This window comes from Streptomyces sp. NPDC006879 (assembly GCF_042869595.1).
GTDB lineage: Bacteria > Actinomycetota > Actinomycetes > Streptomycetales > Streptomycetaceae > Streptomyces.
Genome location: NZ_JBIAGC010000004.1, coordinates 211,504 through 236,502 on the forward strand (window position 1 = coordinate 211,504; position 24,999 = coordinate 236,502).

At 70.7% G+C, this 24,999-nt stretch carries 24 protein-coding genes; 5 read left to right on the forward strand and 19 right to left on the reverse strand.

What is annotated here, in order from left to right; all coding sequences use genetic code 11:
* Positions 1–27: 27 nt before the first annotated feature.
* The gene (locus tag ACFYMC_RS05415; protein ID WP_388519155.1) at positions 28–525 is read left to right on the forward strand and encodes a pyridoxamine 5'-phosphate oxidase family protein; all 498 of its coding nucleotides are present in this window, start codon (positions 28–30) and stop codon (positions 523–525) included.
* 126 nt (positions 526–651) lie between these two features.
* On the opposite strand, the gene ACFYMC_RS05420 is transcribed toward ACFYMC_RS05415, so the two are convergent.
* Positions 652–1,956: a cutinase family protein gene (locus ACFYMC_RS05420; RefSeq protein ID WP_388519158.1), complete on the reverse strand. Its 1,305-nt coding sequence runs from the start codon at positions 1,954–1,956 to the stop codon at positions 652–654.
* A gap of 99 nt (positions 1,957–2,055) precedes the next feature.
* Between ACFYMC_RS05420 and ACFYMC_RS05425 the strand changes: the two genes are divergently transcribed.
* Positions 2,056–2,496 carry a hypothetical protein gene (locus ACFYMC_RS05425; RefSeq protein ID WP_388519161.1) on the forward strand — a complete coding sequence of 147 codons (441 nt, stop codon included), beginning with the start codon at positions 2,056–2,058 and terminating at the stop codon, positions 2,494–2,496.
* Between the two features lie 205 nt (positions 2,497–2,701).
* Here the strand turns inward: ACFYMC_RS05425 and ACFYMC_RS05430 are convergent, their stop codons facing one another.
* From ACFYMC_RS05430 to ACFYMC_RS05440, 3 genes are all read right to left on the reverse strand, one after another.
* Complete coding sequence (locus ACFYMC_RS05430; RefSeq protein ID WP_388519164.1) at positions 2,702–4,162, reverse strand: glutamate synthase subunit beta; 1,461 nt, start codon at positions 4,160–4,162, stop codon at positions 2,702–2,704.
* Positions 4,155–8,750 (reverse strand): glutamate synthase large subunit, encoded by a 4,596-nt coding sequence (gene gltB, locus ACFYMC_RS05435; protein ID WP_388519166.1) that lies wholly within the window; start codon positions 8,748–8,750, stop codon positions 4,155–4,157. The genes ACFYMC_RS05430 and gltB overlap by 8 nt, the downstream gene beginning before the upstream one ends.
* A gap of 325 nt (positions 8,751–9,075) precedes the next feature.
* Positions 9,076–9,807: a VIT1/CCC1 transporter family protein gene (locus ACFYMC_RS05440; RefSeq protein WP_388519169.1), complete on the reverse strand. Its 732-nt coding sequence runs from the start codon at positions 9,805–9,807 to the stop codon at positions 9,076–9,078.
* Positions 9,808–10,236: 429 nt separating this feature from the next.
* Between ACFYMC_RS05440 and ACFYMC_RS05445 the strand changes: the two genes are divergently transcribed.
* The gene (locus tag ACFYMC_RS05445) at positions 10,237–11,673 is read left to right on the forward strand and encodes an ADP-ribosylglycohydrolase family protein (RefSeq protein ID WP_388519172.1); all 1,437 of its coding nucleotides are present in this window, start codon (positions 10,237–10,239) and stop codon (positions 11,671–11,673) included.
* Complete coding sequence (gene rbsK / locus ACFYMC_RS05450) at positions 11,670–12,632, forward strand: ribokinase (RefSeq protein WP_388519175.1); 963 nt, start codon at positions 11,670–11,672, stop codon at positions 12,630–12,632. The genes ACFYMC_RS05445 and rbsK overlap by 4 nt, the downstream gene beginning before the upstream one ends.
* A gap of 95 nt (positions 12,633–12,727) precedes the next feature.
* Here the strand turns inward: rbsK and lgt are convergent, their stop codons facing one another.
* From lgt to hisI, 11 genes are all read right to left on the reverse strand, one after another.
* Positions 12,728–13,762 carry a prolipoprotein diacylglyceryl transferase gene (gene lgt, locus ACFYMC_RS05455; RefSeq protein WP_388519178.1) on the reverse strand — a complete coding sequence of 345 codons (1,035 nt, stop codon included), beginning with the start codon at positions 13,760–13,762 and terminating at the stop codon, positions 12,728–12,730.
* A 100-nt stretch (positions 13,763–13,862) separates the two neighbouring features.
* Positions 13,863–14,639, reverse strand: coding sequence for a thioredoxin domain-containing protein (locus ACFYMC_RS05460; RefSeq protein ID WP_388519181.1), 777 nt, complete (start codon positions 14,637–14,639; stop codon positions 13,863–13,865).
* 97 nt (positions 14,640–14,736) lie between these two features.
* A complete protein-coding gene (trpA, locus tag ACFYMC_RS05465) occupies positions 14,737–15,549 on the reverse strand; it encodes a tryptophan synthase subunit alpha (protein ID WP_388519184.1) in 813 nt (270 codons plus the stop codon).
* Positions 15,546–16,826, reverse strand: a complete 1,281-nt coding sequence (trpB, locus tag ACFYMC_RS05470; protein ID WP_388519187.1) for a tryptophan synthase subunit beta — start codon at positions 16,824–16,826, stop codon at positions 15,546–15,548. Before trpB ends, trpA begins: the two co-directional genes overlap by 4 nt.
* Before the next feature lie 85 nt (positions 16,827–16,911).
* Positions 16,912–17,079 (reverse strand): tryptophan biosynthesis modulator TrpM, encoded by a 168-nt coding sequence (gene trpM, locus ACFYMC_RS05475; protein ID WP_388519275.1) that lies wholly within the window; start codon positions 17,077–17,079, stop codon positions 16,912–16,914.
* A gap of 48 nt (positions 17,080–17,127) precedes the next feature.
* A complete protein-coding gene (gene trpC, locus ACFYMC_RS05480; RefSeq protein WP_388519189.1) occupies positions 17,128–17,937 on the reverse strand; it encodes an indole-3-glycerol phosphate synthase TrpC in 810 nt (269 codons plus the stop codon).
* A 236-nt stretch (positions 17,938–18,173) separates the two neighbouring features.
* Positions 18,174–18,602 carry a DUF2752 domain-containing protein gene (locus ACFYMC_RS05485; RefSeq protein ID WP_388519192.1) on the reverse strand — a complete coding sequence of 143 codons (429 nt, stop codon included), beginning with the start codon at positions 18,600–18,602 and terminating at the stop codon, positions 18,174–18,176.
* Positions 18,603–18,689: 87 nt separating this feature from the next.
* Complete coding sequence (locus ACFYMC_RS05490; protein WP_388519195.1) at positions 18,690–18,896, reverse strand: HGxxPAAW family protein; 207 nt, start codon at positions 18,894–18,896, stop codon at positions 18,690–18,692.
* A gap of 157 nt (positions 18,897–19,053) precedes the next feature.
* A complete protein-coding gene (locus ACFYMC_RS05495; protein WP_388519198.1) occupies positions 19,054–19,707 on the reverse strand; it encodes a TIGR02234 family membrane protein in 654 nt (217 codons plus the stop codon).
* Positions 19,708–19,752: 45 nt separating this feature from the next.
* Positions 19,753–21,291 carry an anthranilate synthase component I gene (locus ACFYMC_RS05500; RefSeq protein WP_388519200.1) on the reverse strand — a complete coding sequence of 513 codons (1,539 nt, stop codon included), beginning with the start codon at positions 21,289–21,291 and terminating at the stop codon, positions 19,753–19,755.
* Positions 21,292–21,306: 15 nt separating this feature from the next.
* Complete coding sequence (hisI, locus tag ACFYMC_RS05505; protein WP_388519202.1) at positions 21,307–21,684, reverse strand: phosphoribosyl-AMP cyclohydrolase; 378 nt, start codon at positions 21,682–21,684, stop codon at positions 21,307–21,309.
* Between the two features lie 91 nt (positions 21,685–21,775).
* Here hisI and ACFYMC_RS05510 point away from each other — a divergent pair, with 91 nt between their 5' ends.
* Positions 21,776–22,408: a TIGR03085 family metal-binding protein gene (locus tag ACFYMC_RS05510; protein ID WP_388519205.1), complete on the forward strand. Its 633-nt coding sequence runs from the start codon at positions 21,776–21,778 to the stop codon at positions 22,406–22,408.
* Between the two features lie 53 nt (positions 22,409–22,461).
* On the opposite strand, the gene hisF is transcribed toward ACFYMC_RS05510, so the two are convergent.
* From hisF to hisH, 4 genes are read right to left on the reverse strand one after another with little or no spacing between them, the layout of a single operon-like run.
* Entirely contained in the window at positions 22,462–23,217 is a 756-nt protein-coding gene (gene hisF, locus ACFYMC_RS05515; RefSeq protein ID WP_388519207.1) for an imidazole glycerol phosphate synthase subunit HisF, read from the reverse strand.
* Positions 23,214–23,618, reverse strand: coding sequence for a RidA family protein (locus ACFYMC_RS05520; RefSeq protein ID WP_388519210.1), 405 nt, complete (start codon positions 23,616–23,618; stop codon positions 23,214–23,216). Before ACFYMC_RS05520 ends, hisF begins: the two co-directional genes overlap by 4 nt.
* A complete protein-coding gene (priA, locus tag ACFYMC_RS05525; RefSeq protein ID WP_388519214.1) occupies positions 23,615–24,355 on the reverse strand; it encodes a bifunctional 1-(5-phosphoribosyl)-5-((5-phosphoribosylamino)methylideneamino)imidazole-4-carboxamide isomerase/phosphoribosylanthranilate isomerase PriA in 741 nt (246 codons plus the stop codon). Before priA ends, ACFYMC_RS05520 begins: the two co-directional genes overlap by 4 nt.
* The gene (gene hisH, locus ACFYMC_RS05530; protein ID WP_388519217.1) at positions 24,355–24,996 is read right to left on the reverse strand and encodes an imidazole glycerol phosphate synthase subunit HisH; all 642 of its coding nucleotides are present in this window, start codon (positions 24,994–24,996) and stop codon (positions 24,355–24,357) included. The genes priA and hisH overlap by 1 nt, the downstream gene beginning before the upstream one ends.
* Positions 24,997–24,999 lie beyond the last annotated feature (3 nt).

Here is a 24,999-nt window from a genome sequence, read left to right on the forward strand (position 1 = left end):
GTCAGTGGCCGCCGGTTTCATGGGGGCATGACGAACAACTGGGCAGTGTTCGAGAAGGCCGAGCCGGAGTTCACGCACGCCGTGCAGGCTCGGTTCGCACAGTACCCGCACCATGTGCTGGCCACCCTCCGCAAGGACGGCTCCCCCCGCGTCACCGGGCTGAACGTGGGCTTCCGGGGCGGGGAGCTGTGGCTCGGGATGATGCCAGGCTCGATGAAGGCCCGCGACCTCCAGCGTGACCCGAGGTTCGCCCTGCACACCAATCCGGGCAGCGACGAGAACATGCCGGATGGGGACGTACGCGTGTGCGGCCGGGCCGTGGAGATCCTCGACCCGCCGGAGCTGCACCGATTCGCCGAGGAGACCGGCGAGGCACACGCCTTCCACCTCTTCCACGCGGACCTCACCGAGGTGGTGCGCACCTCGGTGGAGGGGGACGAGTTGGTGGTCACCACCTGGCGGCCCGGGCAGCCGCTGCGCACCCTGCGCCGCGGCAACGACGACGAGCCCGCCCACGAGGCCTGACCACCCGACACGAGCCTGCCGACCATCGCGCGCCGGCGCGCTTCGCGCACGGTCTGGTTCCCGTCACCTCGGGCTGCCGCCCGCGGCGGCCGGCGCGCGCGGGTCGTCAGCGCCGCCGGTCGCCGTTCACCGACCGGTGCGGACCGTGTCACCCAGCCGGTAGAAGCAGCCCTGGTGGCCGGAGAGCGGGGTGGACAGGGCGGCCAGCTTCTTGGCCTTGCCGACCGGCCCGTCACCCGTCACCCGAAACGAGGCCTCGGCGACGATGTCCAGGGGGGTCACGCCCTTGCCGCCGCTGAGCCACTTCTGGTGCTTGAGGTCGATGCTTCCCTCCCGTGCGCTGCCCGTCAGCTGCGCCTGCCCCAGACGTTTACGCCGAGGCTGACTGGTGTCCTCGTAGGTGAGCACCGCTGTGAGACGGTCGACCCGTTCGGTACCGCTGAGGTCCGTGCCCTGCGATGTGACGTCGAGAGTCAGGTACATCAGCAGCCCGGGATCGGAGTAGCTCACCTTGCCGCTCCACTCACATCCGGCGACCCCTGCGTACCGCCCCCCGAACTGGCCGCTGTTGATGTCGATGTGGGGCCCGAAGAAGGGCAACGTCCGCCGCTTGAGGTACCGGGCCGCCGCCTCATACATCTCCTCGAAGGGGTAGAGGGCGTGCGCCGACTGCCGGCCCAGCGCACTGAGCAGCAGGTCCTTGGCCTGGCTGGCCACCAGAGCACCCAACTCCCGACCGCCGCCGCAGAACAGGTCCCGACCGTCGCAGTACGACTCGGCGTTGTCCACGAGGTCCGTCGGGACCTGTTGTTCTGGCCCACCGAAGACTCCTTGGGCACCTTTCTGACGACTACCCGCGGCGATCTTCGAGTCCCGGAAGGTGGGATCCCCGAACAGGGCGACGTAGAGCACACGTTGCCTGGCCGAGTCGCTCAACTGGAAGAGGGCCTCGCGCATGACGTGCGCGCCCTGCGAGTAGCCGCCGAGGATGAACCACTGCCGGGCTCTTCCTTTCGTCCCCGCTTCGAGCCCGTCGCAGCGCGCGGAGCGCTCGTTCAGCAGGCGGGCCGCGGCCTGCGAGCCGGCGGAGCGACTGTCGTGGTAGGAACCGGACTTGGCCTGGTTGCGGTACGCCTCCCAGTTGCCGGTGTGCCCGCCGCGCGCCGGGTACTCCACCGAAACGAACCCGATCTTCGCCTCGTGGCGGATCACCTCGTCGATCGCATCGAAGAAGCGTCGGGTCTCGGGCTGCCCGGACACCTCCTGGGGTTGACTCGATCCACGGGCGAACACCACGATGTATTCCTCTGAGCAGTCCTGGGTGAGCTTGCCGTAGCGCCGGGAGGGGCCCTGTCCGACGGTTTCACGGGAACACCCCGTCAACGCGAGCCCGATCAGGACCAGGAAGACCAGACACCTTCTGCGGATCACGACTCCACCACTCCCCCCGAGGTCCGTGGACGTGCCGGTGGTCCCGAGGGTAGCGAGGGCGCTGCCGGAGAAACAGGCTTGCCGCAGACCGTGCGTGACATGACGGCCGAGGAAATCTCCGCACTGGAGGAGCAGGCCACGAGGACCGCGCGCAGCCAACGGGGCTGGGCGGTGTGGTGGCGGTTCGTCGAAACGTGGGCGGGTTTGACCGTGGCGGTCCTCTCGGCGCTGGCCGGAGTCACCGTCCTGGCCGCGGAGCAGTACCAGGGGCCGGCCGCCGTGTTGGCCCTCACCTCCTCCGCGCTGGGCGCCGTCCTGGGGTTCAGCCGCCCCGCAGACCAGGCTCGCAAGGCCGAGACCCTGGCCCTGCTCTGTGAAGGCTTCGAACGCAGGGCACGGCAGGCGCGCACCCTGGCCCTGCCCGATCTGGACGCCGAGGACTCGCGGCGGTTGCTGTCCACCTTGACCGAGCGCTGGGAGACGATCCGCTGGGACGACCTCCAGGACCAGCTCGACCGCCACGGCCCGCAGGGGCCTTGAGCCGGCTCCCGCCACCTGGGGGCCACTACCGAAGTGGACGTGCCACGGCGCCCGCATCCCGGTCGGGGGAAGGTGCGGGCGCCGTGTCGAGTGCCGTACGCCGTTGTACGGACCGTATGGGGGCCCCAGACGGGGCCGGTCATGCGAGCCGGTGCTGCGACCGGAAGGACTGACCGACTTGCGGCGAACCCTTGCGGTCACCGCGCTAGACGGTCAGGGCGCGGTCCGTCGGCTTGACCGGGTACGGCAGCGCGCTGGTCCCGGTGAGGAAGCGGTCCACTCCGCGCGCTGCGGAGCGGCCCTCGGCGATGGCCCAGACGATCAGCGACTGGCCGCGGCCCGCGTCGCCGGCGACGAACACACCGTCCACGTTGGTGGCGTAGGACGCGTCACGGGCGATGTTGCCGCGCTCGTCCAGTTCCAGGCCGAACTGCTCGACCAGGCCGTTGGCGCGGTCGGTGCCGGTGAAGCCCATGGCCAGGGTGACCAGCTGGGCCGGGATGGAACGTTCGGTACCCGGCTTCTGGGTGAGCCTACCGTCCACGAACTCGACCTCGACCAGGTGCAGGGCCTGGACGTTGCCGTCCTCGTCACCCTCGAAGTGGGTGGTGGAGACGGAGTACACCCGTTCGCCGCCCTCCTCGTGGGCCGAGGTGACCTTGTAGAGCATCGGGAAGGTCGGCCAGGGCATGTGGGCCGGGCGCTCGTCCGAAGGCCGGGGCATGATCTCCAGCTGGGTGACGGAAGCCGCGCCCTGCCGGTGAGCGGTGCCCACGCAGTCGGCGCCCGTGTCGCCACCGCCGATGACGACCACGTGCTTGCCCTCGGCGGTGATCGGCGGGGCCACGAAGTCGCCCTCCTGCACCTTGTTGGCCAGCGGCAGGTACTCCATGGCGAAGTGGATGCCGTTCAACTCACGGCCGGGTACCGGCAGGTCGCGGGAGACGGTCGCCCCGGCGGCGATGACCACCGCGTCATAGCGCTTGCGCAGCTGGGCGGCGTCCAGGTCCCGACCGATCTCCACACCGGTGCGGAACTTGGTGCCCTCCGCACGCATCTGCTCGATGCGGCGGTTGATGTGCACCTTTTCCATCTTGAACTCGGGGATGCCGTAGCGCAGCAGACCTCCGATGCGGTCGGCACGCTCGTATACGGCGACCGTGTGCCCGGCCCGCGTCAGCTGCTGCGCGGCGGCCAGTCCGGACGGGCCGGAGCCGATGACGGCCACGGTCTTGCCGGAGAGGCGCCCGGGCGGCTGCGGGACGACGCCGCCCGAGTCCCAGGCCCGGTCGATGATGGAGACTTCGACGTTCTTGATCGTGACGGCCGGCTGGTTGATGCCCAGAACACAGGCCGACTCGCATGGCGCCGGGCAGAGCCGGCCGGTGAACTCGGGGAAGTTGTTGGTGGCGTGCAGGCGCTCGGAGGCCGCCGACCAGTCCTCCCGGTAGGCGTAGTCGTTCCACTCGGGGATCAGGTTTCCGAGCGGGCAGCCGTTGTGGCAGAACGGGATACCACAGTCCATGCAGCGGCCAGCCTGCTTACTGATGATCGGCAGCAGGGAGCCGGGGACGTAGACCTCGTTCCAGTCCTTCAGCCGGTCGGCGACGGGACGGGTGCTGGCGGTCTCGCGGGGGGTGGTGAGGAAGCCCTTCGGGTCAGCCATGGGTCGCCGCCTCCATCATCTTCTCGGTGGTCTCGGACTCGGAGAGTCCGGCCCGCTCAGCGGCGTCCTTGGCGGCGAGCACTGCCTTGTACGTGGTCGGGATGATCTTGCTGAAGCGGTCCACCGCGACGGACCACTCGGCGAGGAGCTTGGCGGCCACGGTCGAGCCGGTCTCCTCCTGATGGCGGCGCACCACGTCGTGCAGCCACTGCTTGTCGGTGTCGGTAAGGGGCTCCACGGCCCCCAGGTTGCCGGCGTTGACGTTGTCACGGTCGAGGTCGATGACGTAGGCGATGCCGCCCGACATGCCCGCGGCGAAGTTGCGGCCGGTCTCACCGAGGACGACGGCCCGGCCACCGGTCATGTACTCGCAGCCGTGATCACCCACACCTTCCGAGACCACCAGCGCACCCGAGTTGCGGACGCAGAAGCGCTCGCCGGTGCGGCCTCGCAGGAACATCTCACCGCCGGTGGCGCCGTAGCCGATCGTGTTGCCGGCGATGGTGGAGAACTCGGCGAGGTGATCGGCCGCGCGGTCCGGGCGGACGATGACCCGGCCGCCGGAGAGGCCCTTGCCGACGTAGTCGTTCGCGTCGCCCTCCAGGCGCAGGGTGATCCCGCTCGGCACGAAGGCGCCGAAGGACTGGCCCGCCGAGCCGGTGAAGGTGAGGTCGATGGTGTCTGCGGGCAGTCCCGCCCCACCGAACTTCTTGGTGACCTCGTGGCCGAGCATGGTGCCCACGGTCCGGTTGATGTTACGGATGGCTACCTGCGCGCGCACCGGCTGGGCCTGCTCGGCGGTCGGCGCGGCCAGGGCGTCCGCGGCCAGCTTGATGAGCTCGTTGTCCAGAGCCTTCTCCAGGCCGTGGTCCTGCTCGATCAACGCGTGCCGGACGGCACCCGCCGGAAGCTCCGGCACGTAGAAGAGCGGCTCCAGGTCCAGCCCCTCGGCCTTCCAGTGGGTGACGGCCCGGGTGGTGTCGAGCAGCTCGGCATGGCCGACGGCTTCCTCGATCGAGCGGAAGCCCAGCTCGGCGAGGAGTTCACGCACCTCCTCGGCGATGAACTCGAAGAAGTTGACGACGAACTCGGGCTTGCCGGAGAAGCGCTCGCGCAGGACCGGGTTCTGGGTGGCGATGCCGACCGGGCAGGTGTCCAGGTGGCAGACGCGCATCATCACGCAACCGGAGACCACCAGCGGTGCGGTGGCGAAGCCGAACTCCTCGGCGCCCAGCAGGGCCGCGATCACGACGTCGCGACCGGTCTTCAACTGCCCGTCGGTCTGCACGACGATGCGGTCGCGCAAGCCGTTGAGCAGCAGGGTCTGCTGGGTCTCGGCGAGGCCGAGCTCCCAGGGGCCGCCCGCGTGCTTGAGGGAGGTGAGCGGTGAGGCGCCCGTGCCGCCGTCGTGGCCGGAGATCAGGACCACATCGGCGTGCGCCTTGGAGACGCCCGCGGCGACGGTTCCGACGCCGACCTCGGAGACCAGCTTGACGTGGATGCGGGCCGCCGGGCTGGCGTTCTTGAGGTCGTGGATCAGCTGGGCCAGATCCTCGATGGAGTAGATGTCGTGGTGCGGCGGCGGGGAGATCAGGCCGACACCGGGGGTGCTGTGCCGGGTCTTGGCCACCCACGGGTACACCTTGTGGCCGGGCAGCTGGCCGCCCTCGCCGGGCTTGGCGCCCTGGGCCATCTTGATCTGGATGTCATCGGCGTTGACCAGGTACTCGCTGGTGACGCCGAAGCGGCCGGAGGCGACCTGCTTGATCGAAGAGCGGCGCGCCGGGTCGTACAGGCGCTCGGGGTCCTCACCGCCCTCGCCGGTGTTGGACTTGCCCCCCAGCTGGTTCATGGCGATGGCGAGGGTCTCGTGCGCCTCGCGGGAGATCGACCCGTAGGACATGGCGCCGGTGGAGAACCGCTTGACGATCTCGCCGACCGGTTCCACCTCCTCCACCGGGATCGAGGGGCGGTCCGAGGCGAAACCGAAGAGGCCGCGCAGCGTCATCAACCGCTCGGACTGCTCGTTCACCCGGTCCGTGTACTGCTTGAAGATGTCGTACCGGCGGTTGCGAGTAGCGTGCTGGAGACGGAAGACCGTGTCGGGGTCGAAGAGGTGGGGCTCGCCCTCGCGGCGCCACTGGTACTCGCCGCCGATCTCCAGGGCGCGGTGCGCGGAGGAAGTGCCCGAGACGGGGTACGCCTTGGCGTGCCGGGCCGCGACCTCCGTGGCGACGACGTCGAGGCCAGCGCCGCCGATCTTGGTGGCGGTGCCGTTGAAGTAGGCGTCGACGAAGGCCTGGTCGAGACCGACGGCCTCGAAGACCTGGGCGCCGCGGTAGGAAGCAACGGTGGAGATGCCCATCTTGGACATGACCTTCAGCACGCCCTTGCCGAGGGCGTAGATCAGGTTGCGGATGGCCTGTTCGGGCTCGATGCCTTCGATGAAGGTACCGGCGCGCAGCAGGTCCTCGACCGACTCCATGGCCAGGTAGGGGTTGACCGCGGCGGCGCCGTAGCCGATCAGCAGGGCGACGTGGTGGACCTCGCGGACGTCACCGGCCTCGACCAGCAGGCCCACCTGGGTGCGCTGCTTGGTGCGGATGAGGTGGTGGTGCACGGCGGAGGTGAGCAGCAGCGAGGGGATCGGCGCATGCTCGGCATCGGAGTGCCGGTCGGAGAGCACGATCAGGCGCGCACCGTTGTCGATCGCCGCATCGGCCTCGGTGAGGATCTCCTGGATCCGGGCAGCCAGGGCTTCGCCTCCGCCGCTGACCCGGTACAGCCCGGAGAGGGTGGCGGCCTTCAGACCGGGCATGTCGCCGTCGCGGTTGACGTGGATGAGCTTGGCCAGCTCGTCGTTGTCGATGACCGGGAAGGGCAGCGTGACGCTGCGGCAGGAGGCGGCGGTCGGGTCGAGGAGGTTGCCCTCGGGGCCGAGGGAGGACAGCAGGGAGGTGACGAGTTCCTCGCGGATGGCATCCAACGGCGGGTTGGTGACCTGCGCGAAGAGCTGGGTGAAGTAGTCGAACAGCAGCCGGGGGCGCTCGGAAAGCGCGGCGATCGGCGAGTCGGTGCCCATGGAGCCGAGGGGCTCACCGCCCGTGCGGGCCATCGGCGCCAGGATGACCTTCAGTTCCTCTTCGGTGTAGCCGAAGGTCTGCTGGCGGCGGGTGACCGAGGCGTGGGTGTGCACGATGTGCTCGCGCTCGGGCAGGTCGGTCAGTTCGATCTCGCCGGATTGGAGCCACTCGGAGTAGGGCTGCTCGGCGGCGAGAGCGGCCTTGATCTCGTCGTCCTCGATGATCCGCTTCTGCGCGGTGTCGACGAGGAACATCTTGCCGGGCTGGAGCCGGCCCTTACGGACGACCTTGGCCGGGTCGATGTCGAGGACACCGACCTCGGAGCCGAGGACGACCAGTCCGTCGTCAGTCACCCAGTAGCGTCCCGGACGCAGACCGTTGCGGTCGAGGACGGCGCCGACCTGGGTGCCGTCGGTGAAGGTGACACAGGCCGGGCCGTCCCAGGGCTCCATCATCGTGGAGTGGTACTGGTAGAAGGCGCGGCGTGCGGGGTCCATGGAGGTGTGGTTCTCCCACGCCTCCGGGATCATCATCAGCACGCTGTGCGGCAACGAGCGGCCTCCGAGGTGGAGGAGCTCCAGGACCTCGTCGAAGGAGGCCGAGTCGGAGGCGTCGGGGGTGCAGATCGGGAGGATCCGCTCCAGCTGGCCCGCCCCGAAGAGCTCGCTGGCCAGCTGGGACTCACGGGCTCGCATCCAGTTGCGGTTGCCCTTGACCGTGTTGATCTCGCCGTTGTGGGCGACGAAGCGGTACGGGTGGGCGAGCGGCCAGCTCGGGAAGGTGTTGGTGGAGAACCGGGAGTGGACCAGGGCGATCGCGGAGGCGAACCGGCGGTCGGAGAGGTCCGGGAAGAAGGGCTCCAGCTGTCCGGTGGTCAGCATGCCCTTGTAGACGATGGTGCGCGAGGACAGCGAGGGGAAGTAGACGCCGGCCTCGCGTTCGGCACGCTTGCGCAGCACGAAGGCCTTGCGGTCCAGGGCGATGCCGCTGCTGGCGCCGTCGCCGACGAAGAGCTGGGCGAAGGCCGGCATGGTCACCCGCGCACCGTTGCCGAGGAGCTCCGGGGTGATCGGCACCTCTCGCCAACCGAGGACTTCCAGGCCTTCCTCGGCGGCGATGGCCTCGATCTGCGCGACGGACGGAGCCGAGTCCTCGGCGGGCAGGAAGGCGATGCCGACGGCGTAGCAGCCCGCCTCGGGGAGGTCGAAACCGGCGACCTCGCGCAGGAAGGCGTCGGGGACCTGGGAGAGGATGCCCGCACCGTCGCCGGAGTCCGGCTCGGAGCCGGTGGCACCACGGTGTTCGAGGTTCCGCAGCACGGTCAGCGCCTGCTCGACCAGCGTGTGGCTGGCCTCACCGGTGAGGGTGGCCACGAAGCCGACGCCGCAGGCGTCGTGCTCGTTGCGCGGGTCGTACATGCCCTGCTGGGCGGGGCGACCGTCCATGGGCGACCAGGCAGAGGTGGAGCTCAGGCCGGTCGCGGAGTGCGTGGACGCGGAACGCATCGGCTCTCCCGTCGTCGTCGTGGCATATGCATTGCCGAGGGACGACGTTGGCCCTCTGCGAAATTTCGTGCAGGTTACATGATGGCGGGTATCTCGGAAACCGGATAGCTCGTTCCACCATGCGGACGCCGCACGTGAGAGAAGGGGAACCCGGGCCCCGGACCTACCCGGGGAGGGGAAGTGATCGGGGGGTCCCCCGCGAAGCGGGCTTCATTGCCCACCGGAGAGCCCCGGCCTGAGCCGGGGGCCTCCGTGTCATGCCCGGCCGCAACGGCTCCGAAACCGCCGGGAAACGCATTACTTATGCTGCACCATGCATAGCTGGTCAGCCTAGAGCAGCACCGAAGAGCGTGCCCAGGACGTACGTCACACCCGCGGCGGCGCCGCCGAGGGCCAACTGCCGCAATCCGCTGTACCACCAGGTCCGAGCGGTCACTCGGGAGACCACGGCGCCGCAGGCGAAGAGCCCGACGAGGGCGAGCACCACGGCCGGCCACAGCGCGCCGGCACCCAGCAGGTACGGCAACACCGGAAGGAGCGCACCCAGGGCGAAGGAGCCGAACGAGGAGACGGCCGCCACCAACGGCGAGGGCAGCTCGTCCGGGTCGATGCCGAGCTCCTCGCGGGCGTGTATCTCCAGCGCCTGCTCCGGATCCCGGGAGAGCTGCATGGCCACCTCGCGCGCAAGGGCGGGCTCAACGCCACGAGCCACGTACAGGGCCGCCAGCTCCTCCATCTCGTCCACCGGGTGCTTGCGCAACTGCTGGCGCTCCAGATCCAGTTCGGCCAGGACCAGTTCACGCTGAGAAGCGACGGAGGTGTACTCGCCGGCCGCCATCGAGAAGGCACCGGCAGCCAGTCCGGCCAGTCCGGTGATGACGATGGTCTGCTGGGAGACCGCCCCTCCGGCCACGCCCGTCATCAGAGCGAGGTTCGAGACCAGGCCGTCCATCGCACCGAAGACCGCGGGGCGCAACCAGCCGCCGTTGACGTCACGGTGCGTGTGGTTGTCGCGGTGCGCCTCGTGGAGTGACGCTTCGATGTCAATGATGGACATGGGTGATGAATCCCCTTACTCGCTCAAGGGGGGTCCGCACTCTCCCGCGCGGCCCCGGCTCCCCCTCAACAACATCGAAACTACGCACGATTTCGAGCCTCCGCCAGCAAGGAAGGCCGTACTTACCTGCGGTTTCTCCGTACCGAAGGTCTGTCAGGCAAGACACGCCTGCGGGTTGCTACGACCCGTCGACCGGGTGACGGGGGTGTTTCGTACTCGGCGCCAATCGCCTCGACATGGCAGAAATCCACCATGGGGCCCGACGAGGCTCGCCCCCCGCACGGAGAGGTGCACCATGAGGCAGATTGCATGCAATCCGCAGATCCTCCTGGAACGGGCGAGAGGTGGACCGCACGACCCCACCCCCACCAGCCCGTCTGGCCCTCCGCGCAGGCCTGCGCACACCACCGGACGGACGGTCGGCGGCCCGTGGTGACCACCGGCTCCCCCCGTCCCCGTACCGCGGACCGCCCCAGAGCCGAAGATCCGCTCGCACTGTCCTGGGTCCAGCCGGAGGAACTCATCGGGCACGAGCTTCGCCAAGCCCGGGAAGACGGCCGGGACCCCGGCCCCTTTCGCCGGGTATGGCTGGCCGCCGGGGGCGGTGCACCCGGCACCTCGGGCGCCTCCGACGGGCCCACTGCCGCGCGGCTGCGTCGGCTGGCCACCCAGCTGCTGGACGAACTCGCCCTCCTCCCCTCGCCCCTGGCCCCCGACGAGCCCGGCGAGCTGGCGGCCATCGAGACGCTCTGCCCGGCGCGCGCCGCGCCCGGGTCGACCCACCGCACCCCGGGCCCACCAACCGATCTCGGCATGCGCCTGAACGCAGCCTGGCTCGGCCGGGCCGCCGGCTGTCTTCTGGGCCGACCGGTCCACGGGCTGTCCCTGAGCGCCATCCGCAACCTTGCGCAGGCCTCACACAACTGGCCGCTGCGGAGCTGGTTCAGCTCCGCGGGCGTGCCCACGGAGCTGCTCGACGCGTACCCCTGGAGCCGGCACGGCAGCAGCCTGGCCGAGGACATCGACGGAGTACCGCAGGACGAGCACCTGGACCGCCCCCTGCTCGGCCTGCTGCTACTCAAGCGCTACGGCAAGGACTTCCGCACCGCGGACCTGGCCCGCGTCTGGCTGACGCACCTGCCTGCCGGCCACACCCGCAGCGCCGAACGCAGCGCCTACCGCAACCTGCTGCTCGGACTGGAACCACCGGACACCGCGGCGCACCGCAACCCGTTCCGTGAATGGTCCGGAGCCCGCAACCGCTGCGACGTCCACGGTTGGACCCACCCCGGCGCCCCCGCGGCGGCAGCCTCCTCGGCCTACCGGGACGCGCGCCTCACCCACACGGCCAACGGCGTCTACGGGGCGATGTTCGGCGCCGCGGTGCTGGCCCAAGCGGCCGTACCCACGGCGCAGCCAGCCGATGTGCACGACTGCCTGCGCACCGGGCTGGCCCACGTCCCACCGCGCAGCCGCCTTGCCGAAGCGATCCGCTTCGGCATCGACGCCGCCACCACCAGCCCCCACTCCTGGGACCGGGTCGTCGACCGTCTGCACGCCCGCTTCGGACACCACCACCGCGCCCACGTCGTCCCCAACACCGCCCTCGTGGCCGCCGCACTCAGCCACGCCGGAGGCGAGTTCGCGGGCTCCATCTGCCGTACGGTCGCAGGTGGTTGGGACACCCGGGGTAACGGCGCGCTGGTCGGATCCATCACCGGTCTCCTCGCGCGCTCCCCGGGTGCACTGCCCGACGAGTGGACCGCGCCGCTGAAGAACCGACTCGCCACCCCCGTCGCAGGCCTCGACGGCATCGGCTTCGACGCCCTGGCCACCCTCACCGCACAGGAGGCAACCCGCCCATGAGCCCCAGCCACTCCACCGCCCCGGAACGCCACCCCCGGCCGGCGGCCCGCCCGCGGATCGCCGTGCTCGGCAGTACCAACATGGATTTGGTCGCTTACGTGTCCAAGGCCCCCCGCCACGGCGAGACGGTCACCGGGCGGGAGTTCCGCACGGTACCGGGCGGCAAGGGCGCCAATCAGGCGATCGCCGCCGCACGCTCCGGTGGCGCCGCCACCTTGATCGGTGCGGTGGGAGCCGACGAGTTCGGCGTCCGCCTGCGCGCCACACTCGCCCGGGCCGGGGTGGACACAGCGGGCCTGCGCACCGCCGAGGGCCCGAGCGGTACGGCACACATCACCGTGGACGACGAGGGCGCAAACTCCATCGTCGTCATCCCCGGCGCCAATGCGACGGTCACCGGATTGGAGCCGGGGGACGAGGCCCGGATCGCGGCCTCCACCACCCTGCTGCTGCAGTTGGAGCTGCCGCTGGCAGGCGTCCTGGCCGGCGCCCGGACGGCCCGCGCCCACGCGGTCCGGACCATCCTCACCCCGGCCCCCGCTCAGCCGCTCCCCACCGAGCTCCTGTCCGCCACCGACCTGCTGGTACCCAACGAGCACGAAGCGCTTTCCCTGACCGGGCTCACCGACCCGCGGCAGGCCGCAGCCGCCCTCCTGGAAGAGGTACCCGAAGTGGTGATCACTTTGGGCTCCGCCGGTTGCCTGTACGCGACCCGCGGCGCGGCACCGATCACCGTCCCCGCGCCCCAGGTGCGCGCGGTGGACACCACGGCCGCCGGCGACACCTTCGTCGGGGCGCTCGCCGTGGCCCTGGGTGAGGGACAGGAGATGACCAGCGCACTGGTGTGGGCTTCGGCCGCGGCGGCGCTGTCGGTGCAGCGGCCCGGTGCCACCGCCTCGATGCCGACCAGACAGGAGACGGATTCCTTCTTGGGCAGGCCGACCGTCGGCGGCCAGTAGGACCGCCGGGGCTCCGGCAGCCGGCGGAGCCGGCACCGGCGTGGAAGACGACCGGTGCCCGGTATACCGGGCACCGGTCCCACGGTTGCGGCGGGTCAGGTGTTCTGCGTCCCGGTGGACCCCGACGGCGTGTCGGCGCCGCCCTCGTGCACGTCCTCCGATTCGGCCCGCGTCTGCTTCTCGGCCGTGCTGGTCCCGCCAGCCGTGGTCGTGACACCGGCCTTGTGCTCCCCGGTGGCCTGGGCCGGCCCGGCCTTCGTGGAGGTCCCCGACGACACGCCCGAGGCCTTCGCCGCATCCGGCTCAGAACCGCCGCTGCGGTCCGGCTCGACGACGGCCTCCCGGCCGGGGCGGAACTTCGAGGACAACACCAGGTACGTCACTGCGAGCAGGAACACCCCGATGGCCGTCCACACGTTGAGCCGCAGACCCAACACGTGGTGCGCCTCGTCCACCCGCATGTACTCGATCCAGCTGCGGCCGACGCAGTACGCGGCCACGTAAAGGGCGAAGGCCCGGCCGTGGCCCAGGGTGAAGCGGCGGTCGGCCCAGATGACCAGCAGGGCGACACCCACGCACCACAGCGACTCGTAGAGGAAGGTCGGGTGGTAGGTGCCGGCGACGCGGTTGACCCCCTCACTGATCTCCAGCCCCCACGGGAGGTCAGTGGGCCGCCCGTACAGTTCCTGGTTGAACCAGTTCCCCCATCGCCCGATGGCCTGCGCCAGCGCGATGCCCGGGGCGAGGGCGTCGGCCCAGGCCGGCAGGGGGATACCTCGGCGACGGCAGCCGATCCAGGCACCGACGGCGCCGAGGGCGATGGCACCCCAGATGCCGAGGCCACCTTCCCAGATCTTGAAGGCGTCCACCCAGTTCTCACCCTCACCGAAATACAGCTGGTAGTCGGTGATGACGTGGTAGAGGCGACCGCCGACGAGGCCGAAGGGCACGGCCCATACGGCGATGTCAGCGACCGTGCCGGGCTTTCCGCCTCGGGCGACCCACCGGCGGTTGCCGAGCCAGACGGCCACGAAGACGCCGATGATGATGCAGAACGCGTAGCCGCGCAACGGGATCGGTCCGAGATGGATCACGCCGGTCGACGGGCTGGGGATATAAGCAAGGTCCATGGCAGGTCCGACGCTACCTTGCCCGGTGGCCCACGCCGCAACCCGCCCGGCCCTCCTCTTTTCTCACATCTCCCGCCGGCGCCCCCCGCACCGATGCGGATCAGCCCCCGGCCGCCTGCTCCACCTGTTCCTTGAGCTTCGCCGGAGTCAGAGGGTTCTGCTGATCGGAGAAGATGTCCTTGCCGTTGAGCAGCACGGTCGGGGTGCCGCGGAACTCGCCCGCCTGGAATGCCTCGAAGGACTTGCCCACCCAGCTGTTGTGCGTGCCCTCCTCCACGCACTTGCGGAAGGCGGGGGTGTCGAGGCCGGGAACCTCGCCCGCCAGCTCGATCAGTTTGTCGTTCTTGCCGAAGGCGTCGTCGGGCTCCGGAGGCTGGTTGGCGAAGAGCACGTCGTGGTAGGCGGCGAACTTGCCCGCGTCCTGCGCGCAGGCCGCGGCATTGGCCGACTTCAGCGAACCGCTGCCGCCCATGTTCCCGTCGATCAGCGTGACCAGGTGGTACTCGGTCTTCAGCAGCCCCTTGTCCGCAAGCTCCTGGACAGTGCTGCGGTAGGTGTCCTCGAAGGCCTTGCAGGCCGGGCAGCGGAAGTCCTCCCACACCACCAGCGTGGACTTGGCCCCGGGCTCACCGACCCGGATGGCGAGGGCGTCTTCGCCCGACGCCCCCGAAGGCGCCACGACAGGCCCCGCCGCGGCGTTGTCGTCCTTCCCCGCGTTCGCCGCGATCAGACCCACCACGGCGGCGAGGCCGAGCACGCCGACGACGGCAGAGGCCACGATCAGGCCGCGACGGCGCCGCTCGCGCGCCTTCTCCCGCTCGCGCGCCTTGACGAGGCGCTCTCGGGCGGAACGTTTTGCATCAGGGTTCTCGGTCACGTCCCACAAACGAACCGGGGAGGCACGCCAGTGCCTCCCCGGTCCTACTTCCACCCGAACGGGCTACGCAACCGCGGGGGTCCGCGACGCGCCCCGATCAGCTCCTGCGGACGCCCCGTGCCAGGTCGGCGGCGAGCCTCCGCACCTCGGCCAGCCCCTCGTCGAGAGTCGGCGCGTCGAGCAGCCGCTTGACGAACGCAGAACCGACGATCACGCCGTCGGCGAACCCGGCGACCTCGCGCGCCTGCTCGGCGTTCGAGACCCCGAGCCCCACACAGACCGGCAGCTCGGTCGTCTTGCGGGTGCGCGCCACCAGGTCGGCGGCCTGTTGCCCGACCGACGCCCGGGTACCGGTGACCCCCATCAGCGAGGCCGCGTAGACGAAACCCGACCCGGCGGCGGTGATGGTGGCCAGGCGCTCGTCCTTGCTGGAGGGAGCGACCACGAACACGGTCGCCAGCCCGTGCTTGGCCCCGTGTTCCCGCCACAGCTCGGACTCCTGGACCGGCAGGTCGGGCAAGATGCAGCCGGCGCCGCCGGCCTCCGCCAGCTCGGCGGTGAAACGTTCCACACCGTAGCGGTCGATGGGATTCCAGTAGGTCATCACGAGGACCGGCTTGCCGGTGGCCCGGTGGGCCTCGCGCACCGTGCGCATCACGTCGGCGATCTTCACGCCACCACGCAGGGCGATGTCGTCCGCGGTCTGGATGACCGGGCCGTCCAGGACCGGATCACTGTGCGGGAGACCGACCTCGACGATGTCCGCCCCGCCCTCGAAGGCCGCCTTCACCGCGGCGATCCCGCCCTCCACGGTCGGGAAGCCGGCAGGCAGGTAGGCCACCAGGGCGGCCCGGTCCTCGGCCTTGGCCGCGGCGAGCGTCTTGTCCAGCAGTGCGATGTTGCCGCTCACTTGGCGTCCTCCTCGGTGAACTCGTCCTCAGTGTCACCGGCGACCTCAGCGTCGGCTTCGTACAGACCGAAGTAGCGGGCCGCGGTGTCCATGTCCTTGTCACCACGACCGGAGAGGTTCACGACCAGCAACCCCTCGGGGCCCAGCTCCCTGCCCAGCTCCAGGGCCCCGGCCAGGGCGTGCGCCGACTCGATCGCCGGGATGATGCCCTCGGTGCGCGACAACAGGCGCAATGCCTGCATGGCGGAGTCGTCGGTGACCGCGCGGTACTCACCGCGACCGGAGTCCTTCAGGTACGCGTGCTCGGGTCCGATGCCCGGGTAGTCCAGGCCCGCCGAGATCGAGTACGGCTCGGTGATCTGGCCCTCCTCGTCCTGCAGGACATAGGAACGCGATCCGTGCAGGATGCCGGGCTCACCGGCGCTCAGGGTGGCCGCGTGCTCGCCGGTCTCGATGCCGTGTCCGGCGGGCTCGCATCCGACCAGGCGCACCGAGGCGTCCGGGATGAAGGCGTGGAAGAGGCCGATGGCGTTGGAGCCGCCGCCGACGCAGGCCACGGCCGCGTCCGGGAGCCGGCCGGCCCGCTCCACGATCTGACGGCGCGCCTCGACGCCGATGACCCGGTGGAAGTCGCGGACCATCGCCGGGAACGGGTGGGGGCCGGCGACGGTGCCGAACAGGTAGTGGGTGTCCTCGACGTTGGCGACCCAGTCGCGGAACGCCTCGTTGATGGCGTCCTTCAGGGTGCGCGAGCCGGACTTGACGGCCACGACCTCGGCGCCGAGCATCCGCATCCGGGCGACGTTCAGCGCCTGCCGCTGGGTGTCCACCTCGCCCATGTAGATGGTGCAGTCGAGGCCGAAGAGGGCGCAGGCGGTGGCGGTGGCGACGCCGTGCTGCCCGGCGCCGGTCTCCGCGATGACCCGGGTCTTGCCCATGCGCTTGGTGAGCAGCGCCTGACCCAGCACATTGTTGATCTTGTGTGAGCCGGTGTGGTTGAGGTCCTCGCGCTTGAGGAAGATCCGCGCTCGGCCGGCGTGCTCGGCGAACCGCGGCACCTCGGTGAGGGCGCTGGGGCGACCCGTGTAGTTGACCATCAGCTCGTTGAGCTCGGCGGCGAAGGCCGGGTCCTCCTTGGCCTTCGCGTACTCGACGGCCACCTCGTCCACGGCGGCGACGAGCGCCTCGGGGATGAACTTGCCGCCGAACGCGCCGAAATAGCCCTCGGCGCTGGGAACCTGACCCTCCGGGTCCGGAATGAAGAATTCGCTGGACATGCCAGTACTCCTCGGAAGCTACGGGTGGGATGCACCGTATGCGCCGACGGAGAGGGTCCGGTGCGCACCGCACCGGAAACCCTCACTACAGCGCGCCTCCGGGACGCCATCGCATGCCGTTGACCTGCCCGGGCTCCGACCCGATCACGTACCGCACCCGCCGACCGTGCACCCGACGGGCCGGCGCCCGACAACCACGCGGACGGCAGCCACGCGCCAGCGGCGCGTGCGTGACCGAGCCGGCGGAGCGCAGGCTCGGCCGGGTGCGGGTGGCTGGGCGGAGGGTGGGCACGGGGGCGGCTCAGCCCCTGCCGTGGCGCAGCGCGGGGTGGGCGCCGGCCGCCACCAGGTCGGCGACGGCACCCTTCGGGTCGCGCCCGGTCACCAGGGACTCGCCCACCAGGACGGCGTCGGCACCCTCGTTGGCGTAGGCGATGAGATCGTGGGGGCCTCGGACGCCCGACTCGGCGATCTTGACGATGCCGGCCGGGATCTCGGGGGCGACCCGCTCGAAGGTGGAACGATCCACCTTGAGGTCCTTGAGGTTGCGGGCGTTGACCCCGATGATCTTGGCTCCGGCGTCCACGGCCCGCTGGACCTCGTCCTCGTCGTGGACCTCCACCAGCGGAGTGAGCCCGATGGACTCGGCCCGCTCGATCAGGGAGACCAGGGCCTCCTGCTCCAGGGCGGCGACGATCAGCAGCACCAGGTCAGCACCGTAGGCACGGGCTTCCCAGAGCTGGTAGGCGGTGACGATGAAGTCCTTGCGCAGGATAGGGACGTCGACCTTGGCCCGAACCGCTTCCAGGTCCGCCAGCGAACCACCGAAGCGGCGCTGTTCAGTCAGCACGGAGATCACGGAGGCGCCGCCTGCCTCGTAGTCGGCGGCGAGCCCGGCGGGGTCTGCGATGGCAGCGAGCGCGCCCTTGGACGGGCTGGAACGCTTCACCTCGCAGATGACCTTGACGCCGTCGCCGCGCAGCGCGGCGACGCCGTCCTTCGCCTGGGGCGCCTTGGCAGCACGCTCCTTGAGCTCGTCGAGGCTGACCGCGGCCTGTCGCTCTGCGAGGTCGGCACGGACACCTTCGATGATCTCGTCGAGCACACTCACGCGAGCGGCCCCCTTCCGGGACGGTGACGGTGGTCAAACTGCCCCCCGTGGATGCCCGTCACCCCCGGCGGGACGCCCACCGATCACTCGGCCGTCACACCCGGTCTGCCACGAGCTGCCACGAGGCCAGCACTCAAATGGTATCCGCAGCGGGCCCTGGGCTCCGCATCAGGAGGGGCGCCGTCCCAGACACTGGACAACGGCGGGGTTCCCTCCCGGGCAGGTCAGCGACCTGATCAAGGGGCCAGGAAAGCCCCGACGGGCAGGTTCCGCAGCACGCTGAAGGCGAACGCCAGGCCTCCCAGAGCCCACCAGTGGGCGGGTTTCAGGGCCAGCCGGGGCGCCGGGCGGCCCTGCACCGCCCTCATCAGCCACAGGGCCACGAAGGTGGCGAACAGGAAGTACCCGGCGACGGCGAACGCGTTCGCCCCAAACGCGGCGAGCAGGTCACCGGTGGCGAAGGCGTGGGCACTTCGCAGGCCCCCGCAGCCGGGGCACAGCAGCCCCGTCACCTGGAGCAACGGGCACACGGGGTAGTGCCCGGGCTGGTTCGGGTCGACCAGGGCGACGTAGCTGAAGGCAGCCACGACCCCACCAAGGGTGCTCAAGGGCGCGAGGAGGCGGCGGACGGACCTGGTGGCTGGGCTGTGCGGGGAGGCGTCCATCCGGCGATTCTCCCCTCGACTGGGTCGGGATGCCGTCGAAGGCGCGGCCGTCGGGCCGCGCCTTCCCTGCCCGCGGGCAGGCAGGGCTCAGGCCTTCGCGACCTTCGGCTTCATGCCCATGCCGGCAGCGCGCATCGCCAGGCCGACCACGCCACCGAGGGCTGCGACGATCAGCCCGGCCCAGAAGCCGAGCGGGTTGTCGAGCACCATGAAGGCTCCGGACACGCAGAAACCGATGAAGGCGATGATGACACCGGTCCAGGCGGCCGGGGTGTTGCCGTGGCTGTCCGCCATGAGTTGCTCCTCGTTGCTGTTGCTGTGTGCGCTGCGTCCGCGTCGGCGCACCGCTGTGTCAAAGCTCGTTCCATATTGTTCCGCAAGCCGCGGGGCCCGATCGCCGGGGGGTGGCTCAGGTGAGGCTCCCGGGGCCGGATGGGTGCGCCAGGATGCCTCAGGCCGGATCGGCGCGGGTGGGGTCCTCACCCCGGTCCAGGGCCTTCCACAGCTCCTCGGGGCGATCGGGGTCCGCCGGAGCGCTGCGGGCGCGGCGCGGCCGGGCCGTGCCGTCGCGCTCGTAGCGGCCCGACATCGCGGGCCAGTGACGCCCGTAGCGCAGCGCCAACAAGCCGGCGAGCAGGATGAGCAGCCCGCCGGCGGCCGTGACGTAGGGCCAGGCTGTGTGGCTCAGGTCGGCGACACCCGCGGCGGTGTCCGCGGTGGTTCGAGCAGCCTCCGCCTGCAGGGCACGGCGGTCGGAGGCGCCGAGGACCGCGGCCAGCCCGGCGCCCAGGCCGCTCACCGCGAGGAGTCCGGAGACCAGGGCACGGCCGGACCCGCGGACCGCGAAGACCGCGACGAGGGCGGCCAGGGCCACGATCGCCAACGCCGCCGGCACCCCGGTGACGGCCCGGCCGTCAGCGCTCAGGTCGAGCGTGCCGCCGCCGATCTCCGTGCTGCCGCTGGCCCAGGTACGACCGGAGGCGAGGAGGACGACCGTGGCGCCGAGCGCGCCGAGGAGCAGGGCCGACGCGACGCTGCGCCGACTGCCGGCGGAAGCGCCCGGGGGCTCGGGGAAGGGTTGGGATACGGCACTCACGTACCCCACTATCCCCTACCGCCCGCGCTGCGCGTCAGGCGGTTCCCGGCCGGCTCAGCTTCGGGGTCCCCCGTGCATCCGGTTCGCGGTGCCCACCGCCCGCAGCACCGCTGCCGCCTTGTTGCGGCACTCCTGGTCCTCGGAGACCGGATTGGAGTCGGCGACGACACCCGCCCCCGCCTGTACATAGGCGGTGCCGTCGCGCAGCAGGGCGGTGCGGATGGCGATCGCGGTGTCGGAGTCCCCGGCGAAGTCGAGGTAGCCGACGCAGCCGCCGTACAGGCCCCGGTGCGAGGGCTCCAGTTCCTCGATGATCTGCATGGCGCGCGGCTTGGGCGCCCCGGAGAGGGTTCCCGCGGGGAAGCAGGCGGTCAACACATCGAAAGCGGTGCGGCCTTCGGCGACCTTCCCGGTGACGGTCGAGACGATGTGCATGACGTGCGAGTACCGCTCGATCGACATGAAGTCGACCACCTCGACGGAGCCGGGCTCGCAGACCCTGCCCAGGTCGTTGCGCCCGAGGTCGACGAGCATGAGGTGCTCGGCCCGCTCCTTGGGGTCGGCCAGCAGTTCCTCGGCCAGGGCCTGGTCCTCCTGAGGGGTACCACCGCGGTGCCGGGTGCCGGCGATCGGGTGGACCATGGCCCTGCCGTCCTCGACCTTGACCAGCGCCTCCGGGCTGGACCCCACCACGTCGAAACCCTCGAAGCGCAGCAGGTACATGTACGGCGAGGGGTTGGTGGCCCGCAGCACCCGGTACACGTCCAGGGCGGAAGCCGTGCAGGGGGTTTCGAACCGCTGCGAGGGCACCACCTGGAAGGCCTCGCCCGCCCGGATGCGCTCCTTGATGTCCTCGACGGCCGCCTGGTAGTCGGTGCCGCCCCACAGGGCCGAGAACTCCGGCAGCTCCGACGGGGGCAGTGAGACGGGCGCGTACGGCGCCGGCCGGGCGAGGTCTGCCTCCATCGCGTCCAGACGGGCGACGGCGTCGGCGAACGCCTCGTCGACACCGGTGTCGAGGTCGTTGTGGTTGATCGCGTTGGCGATCAGCAGGACCGAACCGTCCCAGTGGTCGAGGACCGCGAGGTCGGAGGTGAGCAACATGGTCAGTTCCGGCACCTGGAGGACGTCCTGCCCGTGCTCCTCGATGCGCTCCAGACGGCGGACGATGTCGTAGCCGAGGTATCCGACCATGCCGCCGGTGAACGGCGGAAGCGCGCCCCCGGCGGGGTCGGCGAGGTCACGCGGGGTGTGCAGGGTCTGCACCGTGGCGCGCAGGGCCTCCAGCGGGTCCCCGTCGACGGGGACGCCGACGGGGGCGTTTCCGATCCAGTGAGCCTGCCCGTCACGGACCGTCAGCGTGGCCGCGGAGCGCACCCCGACGAAGGAGTAACGGGACCAGGAGCCGCCTCCCCCGGTGCCCCCGGTGTGCGAGGTGCCTCCGTCCGCCGACTCCAGCAGGAAGGTGCCGGGGCGTTCGGCGGCGAGCTTGCGGTACAGGCCGACGGGGGTGTCTCCGTCGGCCAGCAGCCTGCGGGTGACCGGAATGACGCGGCGGTCCGCCGCCAACTTGCGGAACGTCTCAAGATCCATGCCTGGTGACCCTACCTACTGGTTGACGTCGAGCCGGTCGGCTTCGAAGCAGGTGCGCGCACCGGTGTGACAGGCCGCGCCGACCTGGTCGACCTTGACCAGGATCGTGTCCGCGTCGCAGTCGAGTGCGACGGACTTCACGTGTTGGACGTGGCCGGAGGTGTCGCCCTTGACCCAGTACTCCCGGCGACTGCGGCTCCAGTAGGTGCAGCGGCCCGTGGTCAGGGTGCGGTGCAGCGCCTCGTCGTCCATCCAGCCGAGCATGAGCACCTCACCGGTGTCGTGCTGCTGGGCGATGGCGGGCACCAGACCGTCCGCGGATCGCTTGAGGCGGGCGGCGATGGCCGGGTCGAGGCCGCTGGGCCGGGGGGCGGGGTGCTGCTGGCTGCTCATGGGGTCATTGTGCCGCGCGGAGCGGCGCGCCCGGACCGGAGTCCGGCACGTGGGCGCCCAACCGGGGGGTCACGGCCGTAGGCTGGCGGTCATGTCTACCCATGCGAAGCGTGAACGACTGCTGCTGGCCGACTTGTTGGAGTCGGCGGGGCCCGACGCCCCGACGCTGTGCGAGGGCTGGCGCACCAGGGAACTGGCCGCACACGTGGTGGTACGCGAACGCCGGCCCGACGCGGCGGGCGGGCTGCTACTCAAGATCCTCAAGGACCGGCTGGACGCCGCGATGGCCGAGTACGCGGCCAAACCGTACGAGGAACTGCTCCAACTGATCCGCACCGGTCCGCCGAAGGCGTCCGTGTACGCACTCAAGCAGATCGACGAGGCGGCCAACGCGGTGGAGTTCTACGTCCACGCCGAGGACGTGCGCCGGGCCCAGCCGGACTGGAGCCCGCGCGAGGTGGACCCGGTCTTCGCGGACGCCCTCTGGTCCCGGCTGGAGAGACTGGCCCGCATCACCGCGCGCCGCGCCCCGGTCGGCCTGGTCCTGCGCCGCCCGAACGGACAGACGGTGGTGGCTCACAAGGGAACCCCCGTGGTGACGGTCACCGGCGAGCCGGGCGAGCTGACGATGTTCCTCTTCGGCCGCCAGGACTGCGCCCAGGTGGAGCTGGAGGGTGAGAAGGAGGCGATCGCCCGCATCACCGGAACCAAGTTCGGCATCTGAGGACCTTCCCCGGCCTCCCCGGCGGGGAAGACCGGGGGCTCGGCGTGAGCGGCTCAGCGGACCGGGTGGCCGGCCTGCTTGAGGGTGTCCTTGACCTCGGTGATCCGCAGGTCTGCGAAGTGGAAGACGGAGGCGGCCAGCACGGCGTCGGCGCCGGCGGCGACGGCCGGCGGGAAATCCGCCAGCTTGCCAGCGCCACCGGAGGCGATGACCGGGACGCTGACGTGCTGGCGCACCGCGGTGATCATCTGCGTGTCGTAGCCGTCCTTGGTGCCGTCGGCGTCCATGGAGTTCAACAGGATCTCGCCGGCACCGAGCTCGGCGGCCCGGTGCGCCCACTCGACGGCGTCGATGCCGGTTCCCTGCCGGCCGCCGTGCGTGGTGACCTCGAAGGTGCCCGATTCGGTGCGCCGGGCGTCGACGGACAGCACGAGCACCTGACGCCCGAAGCGCTCCGCGATCTCGCGGATCAGCTCGGGCCGAGCGATGGCGGCCGTGTTGACGCCCACCTTGTCCGCGCCGGCCCGCAGGAGCTTGTCCACGTCCTCGGCGGTGCGCACCCCGCCGCCCACGGTCAGCGGGATGAAGACCTGCTCCGCGGTGCGGCGCACCACGTCGTAGGTGGTCTCGCGGTTCCCCGAGGAGGCGGTGATGTCCAGGAAGGTCAGTTCGTCGGCGCCTTCGGCGTCGTACAACTTGGCCATCTCCACCGGGTCACCGGCATCGCGCAGGTTCTGGAAGTTGACGCCCTTGACGACGCGGCCGTTGTCCACGTCCAGGCAGGGGATCACCCGTACGGCCAGGGTCATGAGGACTCTCCTCGGAAGGCTTCGACCTCCACCTCGACGACCAGGCTGGGGTCGATGAAGCCGGAGACGATGATCATGGATGCGGCGGGCCGGACGGCGTCGAAGAGCTCCTTGTGGGCACGGCCCACTTCCTCGACGTCCCGGGCGTGGGTGAGGTACATGCGGGTGCGTACGACGTGCTCCGGCCCGAGGCCCACCTGCCGGAGCGCCTCGAAGGCCACCCCGAAGGCGGTGGTGGTCTGCTCGTACGGACCACCCGCCGCGATCCGTCCGTCGATGACCGAGGTACAACCGGAGACGAGCACCAGCCCGTTGGGGAGTTCCACCGCGCGGGAGTAGCCGATGGCCTCCTCCCAGGGTCCACCGGAGGCGATGCGGCGCACCTGGCCGGATCCGCTCATGAGGAGACCGCCCTCAGGGCTTCTTCGAGGGTGAAGGCCTTGGCGTACAGCGCCTTGCCGACGATCGAACCCTCCACGCCCAGCGGCACCAGCTCGGCGATGGCGCGCAGGTCCGCCAGCGAGGAGACGCCGCCGGAGGCGACGACGGGGCGGTCGGTGGCCGCGCACACGTTGCGTAGCAACTCCAGGTTGGGGCCGCTCAGCGTGCCGTCCTTGGCGATGTCGGTGACCACGTAGCGGGCGCAGCCCTCGACGTCGAGGCGGGCGAGCGTCTCGTACAGGTCGCCGCCCTCGCTGGTCCAGCCGCGCCCCTTGAGGGTGGTGCCGCGCACGTCCAGTCCCACGGCGATCTTCTCGCCGTGCTCGGCGATGACCTTGGCCACCCACTGCGGGCTCTCCAGGGCGGCGGTGCCCAGGTTGACCCGGGTGCAGCCGGTGGCGAGGGCCTTGGCGAGCGAGGCGTCGTCGCGGATCCCGCCGGACAGCTCGACCTCGATGTCCATGGCACCGGTGATCTCCGCGACCAGGTCGCGGTTGTCACCCGTGCCGAAGGCTGCGTCCAGGTCCACGAGGTGCAGCCATCGGGCGCCGGCACCCTGCCAGGCGAGGGCCGCCTGGAGCGGGGAGCCGTAGGAGGTCTCCGTGCCGGACTCTCCGTGGACCAGACGGACGGCCTGGCCGTCCCGGACGTCGACAGCGGGCAGGAGTTCCAGCTGGGGGGCCTGGTTGGCGGGCATCAGAGGGTCTCGATCCAGTTGGTGAGGAGCTGGGCACCGGCGTCGCCGGACTTCTCGGGGTGGAACTGCGTCGCCCACAGGGCGCCGTTCTCCACCGCCGCGACGAAGGGCTCGCCGTGGGTGGCCCAGGTGACCTTGGGAGCGCGGATGTTGGGGTTGCCGACTTCCAGCTTCCAGTCGTGCACGGCGTAGGAGTGCACGAAGTAGTAGCGCTCCTCGGCGTCGAGCCCGGCGAAGAGCTGGCTGTCCTTTGGCGCGTCCACCGTGTTCCAGCCCATGTGCGGAACGATCGGCGCCTTCAGTGGTTCCACCGAGCCGGGCCACTCGTCGAGGCCCTCGCTCTCCACGCCGTGCTCGATGCCGCGTGCGAAAAGGATCTGCATTCCGACACAGATGCCCAGGACGGGCCGCCCGCCGGAGAGCCGGCGGCCGACGATCCAGTCGCCGCGGGCCGCCTTCAGCCCCTGCATGCAGGCGGAGAAGGCGCCCACACCGGGCACGAGGAGCCCGTCGGCGGCCATCGCCCGCTCGTAGTCGCGGGTGATCTCCACGTCCGCGCCGACCCGGGCCAGGGCCCGTTCGGCGGAACGTACGTTGCCGAAGCCGTAGTCGAAGACGACGACCTTCTTCTGAGTGCTCACCGG